The sequence below is a fragment of the Tenacibaculum sp. genome, from assembly GCF_048269885.1.
GTDB lineage: Bacteria > Bacteroidota > Bacteroidia > Flavobacteriales > Flavobacteriaceae > Polaribacter.
On record NZ_JBLWTZ010000016.1, the window covers coordinates 46,638 to 62,008 of the forward strand.

General features: G+C 33.3%; 14 protein-coding genes and 1 riboswitch. Of the genes, 7 read left to right on the forward strand and 7 right to left on the reverse strand.

Annotated features, from left to right (window positions below; all coding sequences use genetic code 11):
* Window positions 1–2: 2 nt before the first annotated feature.
* A complete protein-coding gene (locus ACN0WY_RS12675; protein WP_417800580.1) occupies window positions 3–1,634 on the reverse strand; it encodes an aminopeptidase P N-terminal domain-containing protein in 1,632 nt (543 codons plus the stop codon).
* A 259-nt stretch (window positions 1,635–1,893) separates the two neighbouring features.
* Here ACN0WY_RS12675 and gcvT point away from each other — a divergent pair, with 259 nt between their 5' ends.
* A complete protein-coding gene (gene gcvT / locus ACN0WY_RS12680; protein ID WP_417800581.1) occupies window positions 1,894–2,976 on the forward strand; it encodes a glycine cleavage system aminomethyltransferase GcvT in 1,083 nt (360 codons plus the stop codon).
* Between the two features lie 263 nt (window positions 2,977–3,239).
* Here the strand turns inward: gcvT and ACN0WY_RS12685 are convergent, their stop codons facing one another.
* From ACN0WY_RS12685 to ACN0WY_RS12700, 4 genes are read right to left on the reverse strand one after another with little or no spacing between them, the layout of a single operon-like run.
* Window positions 3,240–4,346, reverse strand: coding sequence for an efflux RND transporter periplasmic adaptor subunit (locus ACN0WY_RS12685; protein WP_330486647.1), 1,107 nt, complete (start codon window positions 4,344–4,346; stop codon window positions 3,240–3,242).
* Window positions 4,347–4,368: 22 nt separating this feature from the next.
* Window positions 4,369–5,613 (reverse strand): ABC transporter permease, encoded by a 1,245-nt coding sequence (locus ACN0WY_RS12690; protein WP_330486646.1) that lies wholly within the window; start codon window positions 5,611–5,613, stop codon window positions 4,369–4,371.
* A 2-nt stretch (window positions 5,614–5,615) separates the two neighbouring features.
* Window positions 5,616–6,845, reverse strand: a complete 1,230-nt coding sequence (locus ACN0WY_RS12695; RefSeq protein WP_417800582.1) for an ABC transporter permease — start codon at window positions 6,843–6,845, stop codon at window positions 5,616–5,618.
* A gap of 2 nt (window positions 6,846–6,847) precedes the next feature.
* On the reverse strand, window positions 6,848–7,552 hold the full coding sequence (locus ACN0WY_RS12700; protein ID WP_330486644.1) for an ABC transporter ATP-binding protein: 705 nt from the start codon (window positions 7,550–7,552) through the stop codon (window positions 6,848–6,850).
* 148 nt (window positions 7,553–7,700) lie between these two features.
* On the opposite strand from ACN0WY_RS12700, the gene ACN0WY_RS12705 reads away from it, so the two are divergent.
* Complete coding sequence (locus ACN0WY_RS12705; protein ID WP_417800583.1) at window positions 7,701–8,114, forward strand: thiol-disulfide oxidoreductase DCC family protein; 414 nt, start codon at window positions 7,701–7,703, stop codon at window positions 8,112–8,114.
* Window positions 8,115–8,188: 74 nt separating this feature from the next.
* Here ACN0WY_RS12705 and ACN0WY_RS12710 read toward each other — a convergent pair whose 3' ends face one another.
* Window positions 8,189–10,081 (reverse strand): TonB-dependent receptor plug domain-containing protein, encoded by a 1,893-nt coding sequence (locus tag ACN0WY_RS12710; RefSeq protein ID WP_417800584.1) that lies wholly within the window; start codon window positions 10,079–10,081, stop codon window positions 8,189–8,191.
* Window positions 10,082–10,163: 82 nt separating this feature from the next.
* A riboswitch (cobalamin riboswitch) is annotated at window positions 10,164–10,359 on the reverse strand.
* Between the two features lie 9 nt (window positions 10,360–10,368).
* The gene (locus ACN0WY_RS12715) at window positions 10,369–11,307 is read right to left on the reverse strand and encodes an ABC transporter substrate-binding protein (protein WP_417800585.1); all 939 of its coding nucleotides are present in this window, start codon (window positions 11,305–11,307) and stop codon (window positions 10,369–10,371) included.
* 101 nt (window positions 11,308–11,408) lie between these two features.
* On the opposite strand from ACN0WY_RS12715, the gene ACN0WY_RS12720 reads away from it, so the two are divergent.
* From ACN0WY_RS12720 to ACN0WY_RS12740, 5 genes are read left to right on the forward strand one after another with little or no spacing between them, the layout of a single operon-like run.
* Window positions 11,409–11,912: a bifunctional adenosylcobinamide kinase/adenosylcobinamide-phosphate guanylyltransferase gene (locus tag ACN0WY_RS12720; RefSeq protein WP_417800586.1), complete on the forward strand. Its 504-nt coding sequence runs from the start codon at window positions 11,409–11,411 to the stop codon at window positions 11,910–11,912.
* Window positions 11,913–11,915: 3 nt separating this feature from the next.
* Complete coding sequence (cobT, locus tag ACN0WY_RS12725; RefSeq protein ID WP_417800587.1) at window positions 11,916–12,953, forward strand: nicotinate-nucleotide--dimethylbenzimidazole phosphoribosyltransferase; 1,038 nt, start codon at window positions 11,916–11,918, stop codon at window positions 12,951–12,953.
* Window positions 12,954–12,955: 2 nt separating this feature from the next.
* Complete coding sequence (locus ACN0WY_RS12730; protein WP_417800588.1) at window positions 12,956–13,726, forward strand: adenosylcobinamide-GDP ribazoletransferase; 771 nt, start codon at window positions 12,956–12,958, stop codon at window positions 13,724–13,726.
* The gene (gene cobC / locus ACN0WY_RS12735; RefSeq protein ID WP_417800589.1) at window positions 13,711–14,238 is read left to right on the forward strand and encodes an alpha-ribazole phosphatase; all 528 of its coding nucleotides are present in this window, start codon (window positions 13,711–13,713) and stop codon (window positions 14,236–14,238) included. Before ACN0WY_RS12730 ends, cobC begins: the two co-directional genes overlap by 16 nt.
* 12 nt (window positions 14,239–14,250) lie before the next feature.
* Complete coding sequence (locus ACN0WY_RS12740; protein WP_417800590.1) at window positions 14,251–15,363, forward strand: ABC transporter substrate-binding protein; 1,113 nt, start codon at window positions 14,251–14,253, stop codon at window positions 15,361–15,363.
* The last annotated feature ends 8 nt before the right edge of the window (window positions 15,364–15,371 follow it).

The window sequence follows — 15,371 nt, forward strand, 5'->3', positions numbered from 1 at the left end:
TATCAATCTAATTCGGGCAGTAAAAAATCATTCAAAACACTTTTTTTAGCCATCATTTTCTCAATATGTTCAACCGTTCTTGGAGCTTCTGCTGATAGGTTTACTGGTCCGTTTTTTGTAATTAAAATATCGTCTTCTATTCTCACTGCAATTCCCCACCATTTTTTATCACAAGGACTTCCTTCAGGAATATAAATACCAGGTTCTACGGTAATAACCATATTTTCTTTAAAAGCGCCATAGGTTCCCGGATCATGAACATCTAAGCCTATATGATGAGAAGTACCATGCGGAAAATAGTTATGCTCTGCTGAAGGAGCACTAATAATACCCAAAGCTGCTAATCCTTCATTAATAATCTGTTTTGTTGCCTCTCCTGGCTTCCAAAATTGATTTCCAGGTTTACATACCTTGATTCCTGCATCTTGTGCTTTTAATACCAATTCGTAAATAGCTTTTTGTTCTGGAGAAAACTTACCGTTTGCTGGTATGGTTCTGGTTACGTCAGCTGTATATCCTCTATACTCCGCTCCTAAATCCATTAAAACTAGCTCATTTCCAAGTTTTGTTTTGTTGTTTTCAATGTAATGTAAAACACAGCCATTATTTCCCGCACCAACTATAGACGGATAGCCTTCATATTCTGCTCCGTATTTTTTATACACAAACTCATGAACTCCTTGAATCTCTGTTTCAGACATGTGTGGTTTCATAGCTTTCATCACTTCTACTTGTCCTATTGCCGAAATTCGTATTGCCTTAGTTAACAGTTTTAATTCTTCTGGTATTTTTACTTCCCGCATTTCAGCAAGTGCTGTGGGTAAAAAAGTAATGTCTATATTCGATTCACCATTTTTTTGAAGTTTAATTTTTATTTTTTGTTTGAGTTCTCTTCGTAATCCATCATCTGTAGCGGAGATATACTCTTTTATTATCGGGTCTTTTTTATACTCTGGATAACTCTCTAAACTTTTAGAAAGCTCTTTAGCCACCTCTTCTAATTTCGCATCAGGTACATTTGCTATAGCCTTATGAATATACGCTATATTTGGGTCTTTTAACACACTATCATTATATCCAGATTGCTTTTTAAACGATTTTACTAAATCGTAAATCTCTCCTTTATCTCTTTCTGAGTTTCTATAATCATCATTAAACTTTAATATGTTTACTTTATTGAAGCTTTTAAAATTAATAGCATCTGTAACAAATTCTTCTGATGTTTTTGCCATCGCAAACCCTAACTCTTTTTTTGCTCCTTCTACTCCTAAACGTTTTCCATTCCACATTTCAAATCGAGGGTCTTTTTTAGGTACATATAATATTTCATTATAACTATTCCCTTCAGCGTCTTTTTGATTTTCAGAAAATAGTACCAAAACCGCATTGGGTTCTCTAAACCCAGTTAAATAGTAAAAATTAGGATCTTGATGAAATACATAATCTACATCATTCGCTCTGTTTCGGGTTGGATTCGCAAAAACAACTGCTACGGCATTTTTAGACATTTTTGATCGTAAAGTTGCTCTTCGTTCTTTATGAAAATCGGCTGATAAATAATCTGTAGGGGTTTGTGCTGATACAACAACACATATATTTAGTAAGAAAAGAGGAAATAATAGTTTTTTTAGCATCGTGATAAAATTTGTTACTCTCAAATTTAGTATTCTATTGTAGAAAAAGGAAAATATTAACAAACATTTAGGTAATATCCTCTTATAATATTACACAGATTCGCCTGTTTTGTTTGCTAATTTTTCAATACTTTAGCATCACTTTTTTAAAACAAACAATACACAATAATGAAACCTACATACATAAAATATACCCTATAATGGTTGTTTTATTTACCAAAGGTTACATGCGTTAATACAAACAATAAAAAACAAACACATGAAAAATACAGCTTTATCACATGTACATGAAGCTTTAGGAGCTAAAATGGTTCCTTTTGCAGGTTATAACATGCCTGTACAATACGAAGGAGTAACTGCTGAACACGAAACTGTTAGAAAAGGAGTTGGTGTTTTTGATGTAAGTCATATGGGAGAGTTCTTTTTAAAAGGAGAAAATGCATTGGCTTTGATTCAAAAAATATCTTCTAACGACGCTTCTAAATTAGTTCCTGGTAAAGCGCAATATAGCTGTATGCCTAATGCTGATGGAGGAATTGTAGATGATTTAATTATTTACATGATTGCCGAAAATGAGTATATGTTAGTGGTTAATGCCTCTAATATTGAAAAAGATTGGAACTGGATTTCTCAGCACAACGATTTAAACGTTGAAATGGAAAACCGTTCTGAAGAATGGTCGTTATTAGCTATTCAAGGTCCAAAAGCTGCGGAAGCAATGCAATCGTTAACTTCTGTTGATTTATCAAATATTAAATTCTATACGTTTGAAATTACTGATTTTGCTGGAATTCCGAATGTCGTAGTTTCTGCTACTGGATATACTGGTTCTGGTGGATTTGAGGTATATGTAAAAAATGAAGATGTTGAACAACTTTGGAACAACGTTTTTGAAGCTGGTAAAGACTGGGGAATTAAACCTATTGGTTTGGCTGCTCGTGATACTTTACGTTTAGAAATGGGATATTGTTTATATGGCAACGATATTGATGATACAACTTCTCCTTTAGAAGCTGGCTTAGGTTGGATTACTAAGTTTACAAAAGACTTTGTAAATGCTGAGGCTTTAAAAGCTCAAAAAGAAGCAGGTGTTACTCGTAAATTAGTTGCTTTTGAATTAACAGAGCGTGGGGTTCCTCGTCATGATTATGAAATTGTTGATGCTAATGGAAACAATATTGGTCGTGTTACTTCAGGTACCATGAGCCCATCATTAGGAAAAGGAATTGGATTAGGGTATGTTACTATTGAAAACTCAAAAGTAGATAGTGATATATTTATCCAAGTTCGTAAGAAACAAATTCCTGCTAAAGTAGTGAAGTTACCTTTTTATAAAGGTTAAAAAATATATCTAAAAAAAAGCAGCTTTTAAAAAAGCTGCTTTTTACCCCTTATTTAAATAATTTAATTTTCCCCAATAAATTAAATTAAGTACTCTGTAGTTTGAGCACTCCAAATATCTACAACAAAAGTCCCTTTTCCATCTTTACTTCCCTGAATGACACCTTTTTGGATATGAGTGTGTTATATTATACCATAAAAGTAAAAAGCAGCTCTTAAAAGAACTGCTTTCCAACTATTAATCAATACTTTATCTAAATAGTATTAATTTTTCTTTTCGTCATCTTTCGATGCTTTGTTCCATATTTTAATTTCGTCATTAGCGGTTACCCCTTCTAGTACTTCAATATTTACACCATCAGAAACTCCTAGTTTTAACTCGCGTTTTTCAAACTCATCTTCTCCTTTTTTAATCTCTACATATGGTTCTTCTGTTTTTTTATCAAAACGCAATAACGATTCTTTGATCGATAAAACACTGTCCTTTTTCTCTAAAACGATATCTGCATTGGCACTATAACCGGCTCTTACAAAATAATTTTCATCAAGTGTTACATCTGCTTTAATTTTAAATTGGACCGCTCCGTTTTCTTCGGTTCCTTTTGGAGCTATAAAGTTCAAAACTGCTGGAAACTTCTTACTTTCAATCGCCCCTAATGAAACTTGAATGTTTGAGCCTTTTACCAATTTACCTACTTCTGATTCATCAACTTGCCCTTCAAAAATCATTTTCTCCATATCTGCAATGGTAGCAATGGTAGTCCCTGCATTAAAATTGTTAGATTGAATTACTTGATATCCTTTTTTAACAGGAATTTCTACTACCATACCAGAGGTGGTAGCTCTAATATTTGTATTAGCTCCAGCAGAACCTACAGATCCTTTTTTAATGATTTGGTAATCATTTTGAGCATTGGTTAAATCGTTTTTTGCTTGGTTATACGACAATTGAGAGGCTTCAAATTCTTGACTAGAAATGACTCCATTATCAAAAAGTTTCTTGTTTCTATCGTATTGAGTTTTTGCATTGTTTAATTGAATTTGCACTGAGTTTATTCTTCCTCTAGCACTTTGTAATGATTGTTCGTTTGGCACAACTCTTACCGTTGCTAATAAATCTCCTGCTTTTACAATAGCTCCCTCTTCAACAACAATTTTGTCTATAATTCCTGCAATTTGAGGTTTGATTTCAACTTCTTCTAAGGGAACCACTTTTCCGGTAGCTACCGCTTTTTTTACGATTGTGGTTTTAAATGGTTTTTCTGTTTCATAGGTTACCACACTTTTTTGATTTTTCTTCCCTAACCAAATTAGGATGACTACAAATAATAGTGCTACTATTCCTAAGATAATTTTTGCTCTTTTGCTCATGATTAATTGATTGTTTCTTTTTTTATTCTTCTCTTAATGCTTCGATTGGTTTTACTACTGTTGCCATATATGCTGGTATTAATCCTATTAAGGTTCCTAAAACTACTAAGATTAAAAAAGCCAACATTACTATGGGTATATTTACGGTTGGATTTACGAGTGTTGGATCGTCTCCACTTCCTACTAAACGGTCTAGTAAGAATAAAACAAATCCTCCAAAAATAATTCCTAACATGCCTGCTACGGTGGTTAAGAATACAGATTCTAATACTATTTGTCTTCTTATACTTTTGGGAGTTGCTCCTAAAGCTCTTCTGATTCCAATTTCTTTCGTACGCTCTTTTACGGTTATTAATAAGATATTACCGATGGCAAAAACCCCTGCTATTAAGGTTGCAATTCCTACAAACCAAGTTAGAAACTGCATTCCTGTTAAAAAGCCCATTAACTTATCTATTTGGTCTCCTAAGTTTACACTACCGAAAGCTCTTTTATCGTCTGGATGTACTTTGTGTAAGTTTTTTAAGGTTAACAGAATGTCTTTTTCCATCTGCTTAATATCTACTCCTTCATTGGCTGTAATCATCATCCAATCTACTTTATTGGATGTGTTGTATACTTTTTGAAAGGTAGTAAATGGAATATACGCTGTGTCTCCATCAATGTTGATTGTATTAGAAACCTTATATACTCCTACAACCTTATAGTTTACGTTGCTAATCTTCACATACTGTCCAATAGGTATTTCCTTTTTATCGAACAGTTGTTTGTACATATCTTCAGAAATAACACAAACTTTTGAATTGTTCTTTATGTCGTTTTGATTGAGAAATCTTCCGTAGATTAAATCTTTCTTTTGTACACGATCTAGCACTGGATAATCACCACTTACCTGAAAATCACCTGATTTAAAATCTTTAACAACAGTACCGTTAGTTTGATTTCTAGGTGCTAATAGCTTTATTTCATTGGCGTATTCTTTTTCAAGTACCTCAATGTCTTTAAAGGTTAAATTAAATCTTCTTCCTTTTTGAAACCCTTTAAAAGGCATGTCAGTTCTCTGCGTCCACATAAAAACACTATTGGTTGCAAAGTCTCCAAAAATTCTTTTAAAATTGTTTTCCATACCACGCGCAGCCCCTAACAAGACAACTAATATGAAAATTCCCCATAGCACACCTACAATGGTGATACCCGTTCTTAATTTGTTTTTACGAATACTTCCGTAAATTTCTTGCCAAGTGTCTGAATCAAATAAAAACTTCATAATTAGTCTGCTCTTAGTGCTACAATTGGTTTAATTTGTGCTGCCTTTTTTGCTGGTAAATACCCTGCAATTAATCCTGATAAGATTAAAATAATGGTAGCTCCTATTACAATTCCCGGACTTACACTTGGATCTTTGATAAAGTATTTTTCTAAACTATCTCCAATAGCACTTAAAATATAGGTTCCTAAACTCAGTCCTAAATACCCCGCGATAGTGGTTATTAAAATAGACTCTTGAATTACCATACCAATAATTGAAGATGGTTTTGCTCCTAATGCTTTACGGATTCCGAACTCTTTGGTACGCTCTTTAATCACAAAAATCATAATATTACTAATACCAATAATTCCTGCAATTAAGGTACCTGAACCTACAAAAATGACAATAAAGTACAATGCAAACATAAATTGGTTGATTCCTTTATTTGCTTCTGCCATATTTCTTACAGATAACGCACTTTGATCATCAGGATGAATATCTAGCTTATTACGTAAATCTCTTTCTAGTCGATTCCCAAATGTAATCGCTTGATCAAGGTTTAGTTTAGGGTCATATCCTATATTAATTTGACTGATGTAATCGTTGTTTCCATATAATTTCTGCGCTGTTGTAACAGGCATATAGGTCAATCGTTCTTCATTATCTCCTCCTTTATCAGAAAATATTCCGACTACTTTATACGAAATCCCATCAACATTTACTCTTTTTCCTAACGCTGGCTTTTCTCCAAATAAATCTTGCTTTACAAGCCTACCAATTACAATTACTTTAGATTTATTTTTTAAGTCTAAATCGTTAATATACCTTCCTTCATCAATAATTGTTTTTTCTAAAAACTGATGATCTGGATGAACTGCTCTTAACTGGTAGTTATTTTGATTGTTTTTATAGGCAATATTTACGCTCTTATATATTCTTGCTGTTAAATGTTGAATTTTGTTATCGTAGGTATCTTTTACGTAGTCAAAATCTTTATTTTTAAGTTGAATTCTTCTTCCTGTTTGTAATCCTTTATAAGGTTTGGATGTTTTCCATACTCTTACAAACATAGCATTGGTTGCATCGTCTACAAAAGCTGTTTTAAACTGATTTTGCAATCCTGACACAATTCCGAATAATAAGGTAAATAGTAAAATTGCAAAGGCTACGGTGAATCCTGATAAAACTGAACGCAGCTTATTTTTACCAATACTTTGAAATATTTCTCTCCAGCGATCTAAATCAAACATAATTAAATTGCTTTTGCTTTATTTGTTGCCGCTTCTGTTAACTCATCACTAATGATAACTCCATCTTTTAAACGAACAACTCTATTGGTTTGAGCAGCTACTTCTTCTTCGTGTGTAATTACAAAAACAGTCATCCCTTCATCGTTAATTTCTTTTAGTAAATCCATTACCGAATCGGTTGTAGTTGAATCTAATGCTCCTGTTGGTTCATCTGCTAACACTACTTTTGGTTTGGTGGCTAAAGCTCTTGCAATTGCTACTCGTTGCTTTTGACCTCCAGAAAGCTCGTTTGGCAAGTGATTAGCCCATTCTTTTAATCCTACTTTTTCAAGGTACTCTAAAGCTATTTCTAATCGTTCTTTCCTAGAAACTCCTTTGTAGTATAACGGTAATGCAACATTCTCTAAAGCGGTTTTGTAAGAAATTAAGTTAAATGACTGGAAAACGAATCCTAAAAACTTGTTACGCAATACCGCAGCTTTCTTTTCATTTAAGTTTTCTATTAACTGTCCATTTAAGTAATAGTTTCCTTCATCGTGTGTATCTAATAATCCTACAATATTTAATAAGGTAGATTTTCCAGACCCTGAAGATCCCATAATAGACACAAATTCCCCTTCTTTTATATGTAAATCCAACCCTTTTAAAACATGAAGTGAGTCTTTTCCTATAGGGTAAGATTTGTGAAGATTTTCTATTCGAATCATAGTGTTAGTTAATTTTTAAATAAAAATAAATACTGATCTTTCTAATCTACTGATAAATTATTGTTAAATCGTTATTTACTTTCTTACAAGACGCTTAATTTTGATTAATGTTACAAGTTAGCGCTTAATTTTTTACAAAAAATTAAATATGAACAATTTACCTAGTGATAAAAAAGTGATTTTGTTTGATGGTGTGTGTAATTTTTGCAACAATAGTGTGCTAAAAGTTATAAAATATGACGTGAAAAATCAGTTTGTTTTTACTTCTCTTCAGTCTGATATAGGAAAAGAAATTACACAATATTTAGGAATAGATACTTCAAAGGTTGATTCTATTATACTATATGAGCCAAATGTAGCTTATGATATTAAATCTACGGCTGCGTTAAAAATTATGAATGGTTTTGGTGGAATCTGGAAATTAACACAAGTTTTTTGGGTATTTCCAGAGGGGCTTAGAAATATTGTATACGATTATATTGCTAAAAATCGTTACAAATGGTTTGGTAAAAAAGAAGCGTGCATGGTTCCTTCTAAAGAAATACAAGAAAAGTTTTTATAAAAAATAAGCTCACCAAATTGGTGAGCTTATTCATAGCAATATTTCCCTGTTTATTTTGGGGGACGCTCTATAAATTAAAAGGATAAACGAACTCCCAACTTATAATTTCTTCCAAGAGTTGTATATCCTAAAGTTTCTTGATAATCTTCATTTAAAATGTTAGTTACTCCTAAAAATAACTTTACATTATCGTTCAACTTATGATTAGCTGAAAAATCTAACAACGAATATGACTCTAATGAAACATTCTCATAAGGGAATCCTCTAAAATCTGTATCATCTCTATCACTAACATATTGATAATTTAACGACAAATTAGTAGCTTTAATTTCATAATTTACTCCTGCGTTAATTTTATGTTTTGGAATTCTAATGGCTGTTTCTTCATTATTTGTGTAGGTATAATTAGTATTCAAACCTAAACTTTCTAATAATTTATAATTTACATTAAACTCAACCCCATTTACAACAGCATCACCAATATTGTCCATTGTATACGTTGTAGGATTGTATGCAATTATGTTTTCTATATCTCTATTAAAATAAACAGCATTAAGTACTAATGAGTTTAGCTTATACTCTACTCCTCCTTCATAAGTTACACTCTCTTGTGGTTCTAAATCAACATTCCCCCAAGAAGCATATAAATCTTGAACAGAAGGAGCTATAAAAGCTGTACTGTATGATGCTAAGAACTTAACATATCCATTTTCTTGTTTTATTCTATAAGATGGATTCACGTTATATACAAAATGGTTACCATATTTATTATGGTTATTCAATCTAACTCCTGCATTTACGTTCAATCCAAAATCTGATACATAAACAGCGTTCACATATGGATCTATCAATTTTGTTGTTGGTTCCTCTGAATACTCTGTCTTCGTTAACTCCGTTTCTCCATAAGGAATTGAATAGGTTTCAATTGTATTATGTTGAAAATTAACCCCAGCTAAAAAATATATTTTATCAAATTCATGCTTAAGAAATGCATCAGCTATGTAGTTTTCACCTTTGCTTATTCCTGGATATTGAGTGTTAACTCTATTAGAATCATACTTACTATAGGCCATGTTTATTTGTACACTTCCTTTTCCGTACTCATATTTAGGAGATAAGCTTACTCTATAGCTTTTATCTAACGAAACGTTATCAGCATCTGCGAAAGAACCTCCATCATAACTATTGGTAAATTCACTATAACTCCCTAGAGTATTGATAGAAAACTTATCATTAAACTTATAACCTAACTTCACATTTGTAGAAATACGTTGGAAAGGATCTGCTTTGAAAGTCTCTCCCCCTTCTGCTCTTGCTGCAGATGTTCCTTTTGTATCTAGAGAAGAAAAGCTTACTAAATAGTTAAAATCATTGATTTTCCCATTCACATTTGCTGAACTTTGAATGCTTGTGCCACTCTTCGTGTTTTGGTCATTATTTGTTCCACCAAACAACGATAACGCTACATTGGTTTTATTTGATTTTGCTTCTTTTAACTTAATATTTATTACAGCTGTTGCTGCTCCTGTTCCATATAAAGTACTGGCTGCTCCTTTAATAACCTCTATAGATTCAACATCATTTAAGTCTAATAATCTTAAATCAAAACTTCCAGAGCTACTTGATGGATTAGACACCTGAATTCCATCAATTAATACGACTACTTCTTTGGTACTTCCTCCTCTAACAAAAACTCCTAAAGTTTGTCCTGGTGAACTTGTGTTTCCGTTTATTTCAATTCCTGAAATACTATTAATTAAATCAACAACATTTTTACCACTGTTTCTTTCAATAGTTTCTGCTGTTATTTTATGAATAACTTTTCCAGAATTTTCCTTTTTTAATTTGAATTTAGAATCTGAAATTACAACTTCATCTAGTTGTATTGTTTTGTCTTGTTCTTGCGCATTGATATTAAACGCAAAAAATGATGTTAAAACACTTAAGTAAAGTACTTTTTTTTTCATTACTACTTAATCATTAAAGTTTAAAATCAGGAAAAATATAAGCGTAGAAAAACCACACCCAAACTTTTATCCCGAAAGTTCGAATTACATGTTGAATCTTGGCAGGTCTCCTGGCTTGCGTCTTGCAACATACCTTCCCATTTTAAAAACAGTGGTTTGAGTAATTGTTACAAGCTTAGTAGCTTACAGTTGCGGGAACAGCTTCGGTTTTGCACCGAATTCCCTTTTAATTCTCTTTAATAGGTGATTAAAGAAAAACCAAAAATCACGGCAAATGTATAGTATTCTTATAAATTAGCAACCATCAAATCATGATAATTTGCGAATTTTGTTTGTAAGTTTTCTGGAAGGGTATAATACGCTGGATGAATCATTTTTGCCAAACATTCAATTCCTTCTACTAAAGTTCCTGCAGAAGATTGTGTAAACATGGCAAAGTCGGCAATATACACTTGTTTGTTTTTTACCGCTCTTAAAGACGTCCATTCCTCTCTTTCTTCTAAAAATTTCATATCCTCAAGAGTTCTATCAATTCCGTATCCACAAGGAGCGATAATCAATACCTCTGGATTGTATTTTACGATTTTATCCCAAGAAATTACAATGCTATCTCCTGATGGATGCGATAACAAATCGATTCCACCTGCATACCCTATTTGATGAGGAATCCAGTGTCCGCAGTTGAACAACGGATCAATCCATTCTAACAACATTACACTTTTAGACTGGATTCTATGTTCACGTTGCACATCTACAATATCATAAATACGTTTTTTCAATCCACTTACATACGCTTCTCCTATTGCTTCCTGCTTCATAGCTTTTGCAATGGTTAATGCATTCTCAAAAACATCTTCTAACGAATTAGGAGTAATCGAAATTAATTCTGGAACCTTTGGTAGTTTATACGCCGATTTTGCCACAGATTCTGTATCTATCTGGCAAACATCACATACATCTTGTGTAAAAACAATGTCGGGTGCGATACGTTCCAAAACAGGTTCATCAACATAATACAACGTCTTTCCTTCTGCCTTGGTTTTAGAAAAAATAGCCGTTATTTCTTTACTCGTTAACACTTTTCCTTCCAACTTATATCGAACAGCTACTTCTTTTTCTTGTAAAGCTACTTCTGGACACTCAAAAGTAATTCCGTTTAAATAGTTCTGTAAGCCCATGTCATAAATCATCTGAGTTACTGCTGGCATAAAAGAAGATACTGTCATAATTCGTGGTTTTAGTTCAGCAAAAATAAACAGTTCTCTATTTTAATTTGTTTTTTATTAAAAATCTTTCCAATCTTTGTGTCAACAAAAAATGCGATTTCATGATATATTATATCTCAGGAGGTGAACGCTCAGGTAAAAGTAGCTATGCTCAAAAGTTAGCCGAATCTTTATCTGACACCCCTATTTACCTAGCCACTTCTCGTATTTGGGATGACAATTTTCAGCAACGAGTTGACAGACATGTTGCTGATAGAGATGAACGCTGGACCACTGTTGAAGAGGAAAAATGGTTAAGCAACGTGATTGCTGAAAAACAAACGGTGGTTATCGATTGTGTAACGCTGTGGCTAACAAATTTCTTTGTGGACACAAAATATGATATTGAAAAAGCATTAGAAATCGCCAAAGAAGAAATCAATAAACTGGTAGAAATTGACGCCAATATTATCATCATTTCTAATGAAATTGGTATGGGATTACATGCCAATTCCGAATCTAGTAGAAAATTTACACAACTACAAGGTTGGACGAACCAACACATAGCAAAGTTAGCTGATAAAGCCACTTTTATGGTATCTGGACTTCCTTTAACTTTAAAATAACACATGACAACAACAATAACTCCCCTATCAAAAGATTTACAGAACGAACTTCAAGAAGAAATCAACTTCAAAACCAAGCCAATTGGTGCTTTAGGGAGTTTAGAAAAAATCGCCATGCAAATTGGTTTAATTCAAAATACCACTACACCTGTACTCTCAAAACCTACTATTATGGTTTTTGCAGGAGATCATGGAATTGCTACCACAGGAAAAGTGAGTCCGTACCCACAAGAGGTTACGCAACAAATGGTGTTTAACTTTTTGCAAGGAGGTGCTGCTATTAATGTGTTTTGTAAACAGAATAACATTCATTTAAACATTATAGATGCTGGTGTAAATGCTGATTTTGAAGAGCATCCACAACTTACCAATGCCAAAATAGCAAAAGGGACACAAGATTATAGCACTACCAAAGCCATGACGCTAGAACAATGCCAAGAAGCTTTAGAAAAAGGAAGACAATTGGTAAGAAAGGTGTATAGCGAAGGTTGCAATGTTATTGGTTTTGGTGAAATGGGGATTAGCAACACATCATCTGCGGCTTTGTTAATGAGTTATTTTACCAATACACCTATTGAAAACTGTGTGGGTAGAGGTACTGGAGTGGATGACAAAGGACTACAAACAAAAGTCGACACATTATGTGAGGTTTATAAGTTACACGCCGATTCTATTTCAACACCTATAGAAGCCTTAACTGCTTTTGGCGGATTTGAAATTGTAATGATGTGTGGAGCCATGTTAGAAGCTGCTTCTTTAAAAATGACCTTACTAATTGATGGTTTTATTGTGACTGCTGCCCTATTAGCAGCTCATGCAATGGAATCTGATATTCTGGACTATTGTATTTTTTGTCATAATTCAGGGGAGCAAGGACATCAAAAAATGTTAGCCTTCTTAAATGCTGAACCGCTTTTAAATTTAGGCTTACGCTTAGGGGAAGGTACAGGTTGTGCTGTTGCATTTCCTATTATTCAATCGAGTGTAAACTTTTTAAACGAAATGGCGACTTTTAAAAGTGCCAATATTAGCGAAGCCTAGTTATGATAAAAAGACAAATCCATTATTTTTTAACTGCTGTATTATTTTTCACACGAATTCCGTGTCCTAAATGGGTAAATCACTCGCCTGAAATACTCAACAAAAGCAGTCGTTATTTTTCTTTAGTAGGAATTGTAGTTGGAAGCATTGCAGCACTAGCCTATTTTGCCTCTTCTTATATTTTTCCTACGGATATTGCGATTGTAATCAGTATGATTAGTTCCGTTTGGATTACAGGAGCTTTTCACGAAGATGGATTTGCCGATGTTTGCGATGGTTTTGGTGGCGGATGGACCAAAGAAAAGATTTTAACCATTATGAAAGATTCCAGACTCGGAACTTTCGGAGTGAGTGGTTTGGTCTTTATCCTAGCGATAAAGTTTTTAGCTTTATATCATTTACAAAGCCTATCCGTCAATCTAATTTTAGTTATTATTTCAGGACACAGTATTAGCCGATTTATCGCAACGGTTTTATTGTACACACATGACTATGTAAGAGATATTGACAGTTCTAAAATAAAGCCAACCACCCAACAAATGAGTAGTAAATCGCTACTCATATCAGCTATTTTCGGAATAGTTCCCTTATTTTTCTTTCAAAAACCAATGGTATTTTTAGTATTACTTCCCTTATTACTCACCTATTTGTACATGGGGCACTTTTTTAAAAAATGGATTGGTGGTCAAACAGGAGATTGTGCGGGTGCTTTGCAACAAGTAGCTGAAATTGTTTTTTATCTAAGCCTACTCGCCTTATGGAAGTTATTTTAGTACGACATACCACACCTGATATTGCCAAAGATATATGCTATGGTCAGGCAGATATAGGGGTTGCTACTACTTTTGAAGAAGAAGTGAGTAGTATTCTAAAAAAAGTTCCTGTGAACGATGCTGATGTAACGTATTACAGCAGTCCCTTACAACGCTGTAAGCTTTTGGCTGAAAAACTTTCAGCTAACGTAATTTTTGACGATCGATTGAAAGAACTTGATTTTGGTGATTGGGAACTCCAAAAATGGAACGATATTGATAAAAAAGAGCTCGATATTTGGATGAATAATTTTGTAAAAACTCCTGCTAAAAACGGAGAATCCTATATCGATTTACACCATAGAACTACCAGTTTTTTAACCGAATTAACAACCAAAAACCATCAAAAAGTAGTGCTTATTACCCATGCGGGAGTTATGAGAAGTCTTTGGGCATATATGAATGAAATTCCGTTGGAAAAATCATTTGAATTAAAACTAAATTACGGAGATACACTAATCTTCCATCTATAAAAACATCTTACTATGAAACGCTATTTACTTATTTTTTCTTTATTACTTCTGTTCACACAGTGTCAACAAGAAACTAAAAAAACTACTGAAAAAACACCTGCTAAAAGCGCTGTAAAATACGCCAAAGGATTTGATATTATCTTAGAAAACGGAGCAAAAAAATTAGTCATCAAAAAAGCTTTTCAAAGCTCGCACGAATATTTTTCTTACCCCCTTACTAATAAAACCAACCTTTCTAAAAATGAAATTAAAGTTCCTATCGAAAAAATAGTGGTTACCAGTACTACACATGTTCCGATGTTGGAACTTTTGAATGCTGAAAACACTATTGTTGGTTTTCCGCATACCAAATATGTTTCTTCAAAAAAGACAAGGAATAGAATTGACGAAGGTAACATTGTTGAATTAGGTTTGGAACAAGACATGAATACCGAAAAGTTGATTGATATTGAACCAGAATTGGTGGTTGGTTTTGCGCTTCATCCAAATACGAAACTATACCAAAACATCAAAAAAACAGGAATTCCTGTCATTTTTAATGGCGATTGGCTGGAAGAAACGCCTTTAGGAAGAGCGGAATGGATTAAGTTTTTTGGGGCTTTATACGGCAAAGAAAAGGAAGCAGACAGTATTTTCAACAACATAGAAGCGGAATATCTAAAAGCAAAAAAAATTGCTAAAAACAGCGATAAACAGCCTACCATTTTATCTGGAAGCATGTTTAAAGATGTATGGAATGTTCCTGCGGGTGAAAGCTTTATTGCGACGTTTTATAACGATGCGAACTTACATTACTTATGGAAAGACACGAAAGGAACGGGTAGTTTGCCACTAAGTTTTGAAAGCGTATTGGAAAAAGGACAACATGCCGCTTTTTGGTTTAACTGTGGCTTGTACGCTACCAAAGAACAGTTAACTACCGCAAATATTCATTACAAAGAGTTTGATGCCTTTACCAATAACAAGATATTTTCTATCGGGCACAACAAAGGAGAAACAGGTGGTTTAATTTACTTTGAACTCTCTCCTGTACGCCCAGATTTGGTGTTAAAAGATTTGATAAAAATTACACACCCTAATTTGTTACCAGAATACGAATTGACTTTTTATAAAGAGGTGGAGTAAGTTTATTA

Excerpts from the sequence above, each read along its gene's own strand:
- ACN0WY_RS12675 (WP_417800580.1), bottom strand. The coding sequence starts at position 1,634 with ATGCTAAAAAAACTATTATTTCCTCTTTTCTTACTAAATATATGTGTT.
- gcvT (WP_417800581.1), top strand. The coding sequence starts at position 1,894 with ATGAAAAATACAGCTTTATCACATGTACATGAAGCTTTAGGAGCTAAA.
- ACN0WY_RS12685 (WP_330486647.1), bottom strand. The coding sequence starts at position 4,346 with ATGAGCAAAAGAGCAAAAATTATCTTAGGAATAGTAGCACTATTATTT.
- ACN0WY_RS12690 (WP_330486646.1), bottom strand. The coding sequence starts at position 5,613 with ATGAAGTTTTTATTTGATTCAGACACTTGGCAAGAAATTTACGGAAGT.
- ACN0WY_RS12695 (WP_417800582.1), bottom strand. The coding sequence starts at position 6,845 with ATGTTTGATTTAGATCGCTGGAGAGAAATATTTCAAAGTATTGGTAAA.
- ACN0WY_RS12700 (WP_330486644.1), bottom strand. The coding sequence starts at position 7,552 with ATGATTCGAATAGAAAATCTTCACAAATCTTACCCTATAGGAAAAGAC.
- ACN0WY_RS12705 (WP_417800583.1), top strand. The coding sequence starts at position 7,701 with ATGAACAATTTACCTAGTGATAAAAAAGTGATTTTGTTTGATGGTGTG.
- ACN0WY_RS12710 (WP_417800584.1), bottom strand. The coding sequence starts at position 10,081 with ATGAAAAAAAAAGTACTTTACTTAAGTGTTTTAACATCATTTTTTGCG.
- ACN0WY_RS12715 (WP_417800585.1), bottom strand. The coding sequence starts at position 11,307 with ATGACAGTATCTTCTTTTATGCCAGCAGTAACTCAGATGATTTATGAC.
- ACN0WY_RS12720 (WP_417800586.1), top strand. The coding sequence starts at position 11,409 with ATGATATATTATATCTCAGGAGGTGAACGCTCAGGTAAAAGTAGCTAT.
- cobT (WP_417800587.1), top strand. The coding sequence starts at position 11,916 with ATGACAACAACAATAACTCCCCTATCAAAAGATTTACAGAACGAACTT.
- ACN0WY_RS12730 (WP_417800588.1), top strand. The coding sequence starts at position 12,956 with ATGATAAAAAGACAAATCCATTATTTTTTAACTGCTGTATTATTTTTC.
- cobC (WP_417800589.1), top strand. The coding sequence starts at position 13,711 with ATGGAAGTTATTTTAGTACGACATACCACACCTGATATTGCCAAAGAT.
- ACN0WY_RS12740 (WP_417800590.1), top strand. The coding sequence starts at position 14,251 with ATGAAACGCTATTTACTTATTTTTTCTTTATTACTTCTGTTCACACAG.